This is a genomic window from Streptomyces sp. URMC 129 (assembly GCF_051386415.1).
GTDB lineage: Bacteria > Actinomycetota > Actinomycetes > Streptomycetales > Streptomycetaceae > Streptomyces.
Map to the genome: position 1 here is coordinate 1 of NZ_JBPQTQ010000262.1, position 1,737 is coordinate 1,737.

At 76.9% G+C, this 1,737-nt stretch carries 1 protein-coding gene; it reads right to left on the bottom strand.

What is annotated here, in order from left to right:
- Positions 1–1,737, bottom strand: a 1,737-nt coding sequence (locus ACSNOC_RS27625) for an SDR family NAD(P)-dependent oxidoreductase (protein ID WP_436750310.1), incomplete at both ends; no start/stop codon positions are given.

Consider the following 1,737-nt stretch of genomic DNA (forward strand, 5'->3'; position numbering starts at 1 on the left):
GCGGCGTGTGTGGCGGGTGCGTTGTCGCTGGAGGACGGGGCGAGGGTGGGGGCGTACCGGTCCCAGTCGATGTCGGCGACGGTGACGGCGGTGTCGTCCTGGTCGATGGCGCGGCGCAGCGCCTGGACGGCGCGTTCGGCGGCCATGGGCAACAGGCCGCGCCGCCGGGCCCGTTCCTCGACGGCGCCGGTGACCAGGCCGCCGGTGCCCCAGGAGCCCCAGGCGACGGCGGTCGCGGGCAGGCCGTGGGCGCGGCGGTGCTGGGCGAGGGCGTCGAGGTAGGCGTTGCCGGCGGCGTAGCCGCCCTGGCCGCCGTTGCCGACGACGCCGGAGAGGGAGGAGAACAGGACGAACAGGTCCAGGTCGGCGTGGTCGGCGGTGAGTTCGTGGAGGTTGCGGGCCGCCTCGGCCTTGGGCCGGAGGACGGTGTCGAGGCGGTCGGGGGTGAGCGCGTCGAGCACGCCGTCGTCCAGGGTTCCGGCGGAGTGGATCACGCCGGTGAGGGGGTGTTCGGCGGGCAGACCGGCCAGCAGGTCGCGCAGCGCGTCGCGGTCGGCGGCGTCGCAGGCGGCGATGGTCACGCGTGTGCCGTGGGCCTCCAGTTGGGCCCGCAGCTCGGCGGCGCCGGGTGCGGCGGGGCCGCTGCGGCTGGTGAGGAGCAGGTGGTCGGCGCCTTCCGCCGCGAGGCGGCGGGCGACGTGGGCGCCGATGGAGCCGGTGCCGCCGGTGATGAGGATGGTGCCGGACGGTCGCCAGTCGGGGCGCCGGGGTGTGCCCGCGGGGGCGCGGACGAGGCGGCGGCCGAAGACGCCGGTCGCGCGCAGCGCGAGCTCCTGTTCGTCTCCGGCGTGGGTCAGGATTCCGGCGAGTCGGGTGAGGGCGCGGGCGTCGAGGTCGTCCGGTTCCGGCAGGTCGACGAGGCCGCCCCAGCGGTGCGGCTGTTCGAGGGCGATCACGCGGCCGAGGCCCCAGAGCTGGGCCTGCGCGGGGTCGCGCACGGGGTCGGCGGGTCCGGTGGCGACGGCGCCGGAGGTGAGGCACCACAGCGGTGCGGTCACGTCGGCGTCGCCCAGCGCCTGGGCGAGCGCGACGGTGGCGGCGAGGGCCGCCGACACGACGCGGCCGGGCAGGGGTTCGGCGGCCAGGGCGAGCAGGGACACGACGCCGGCGCAGTCGGGACCGGCCGTTTCCCGCAGCCGCTCGGCCAGTTCGGCGCGGTCCCCGGTGGCGGGGACGGCGAGGGTGGTGACGCCGGTGCCGTGGCCGGTCAGGGCGCGGCGGACGGCGTCGGCGGTGGCGTGCTCGGTGTGCTGTTCGGGGACGGCGACGATCCACGGGCCGGTCGGTGCCGGGCGGTTGGCGGAGGTCAGGGGCTGCCAGGTGACGCGGTAGCGCCACTGGTCGGCGGCGGAGCGCTCGGTGGTCTCGCGGCGCCAGCGGGAGAGGCCGGTCACGAGGTCGCCGAGGGAGGAGGCGGGGTCGATGTCGAGGGTGGTGACCAGCTCGGGCAGGTCCTGGCGTTCGACCGCTTCCCAGAAGCCGTTCTCCTCGGCCGAGGTGGCGACCGTGGTGCCGTCGGCGGGGGTGGAGGTGTCGGGGTCGAGCCAGTAGCGGCGGTGCTGGAAGGGGTAGGTGGGCAGGTCGGCGGGCCGGGTGGTCCAACCGGTCATCAGTGACGGCCAGTCGACGTCGGTCCCGGCCGCGTGGGCCTCGCCCAGGGAGAGCAGGAACCGCCTG